At 49.8% G+C, this 213-nt stretch carries 1 protein-coding gene; it reads right to left on the bottom strand.

The features are described from left to right. On the bottom strand, positions 1-189 hold a 189-nt coding region (locus ABD744_RS19340), incomplete at its 3' end, for a hypothetical protein (RefSeq protein WP_344800227.1). Positions 190-213: the final 24 nt, after the last annotated feature.

Raw genomic sequence — 213 nt, forward strand, 5'->3', positions numbered from 1 at the left:
CTGAGTGCCATTGACGTTTAACAGTGCATTCACGGCGGTTTTATCGGCACTGTTTAAGGTGACACTGAAACTGGTTTCATCGGTAATTTCAACGTTGGTGGTCGTTAAGATGCGGGTGCCACTGGCTTCCCCTGAAATGGTCAATTTGGTTAAGTCCACATCATTGGTCGCCCCGGGGTGTTTAACCAACCGGGTCCCGGTGACCACCAATAT

The organism is Litoribacillus peritrichatus, from assembly GCF_039537985.1.
Classification (GTDB): domain Bacteria; phylum Pseudomonadota; class Gammaproteobacteria; order Pseudomonadales; family Litoribrevibacteraceae; genus Litoribacillus; species Litoribacillus peritrichatus.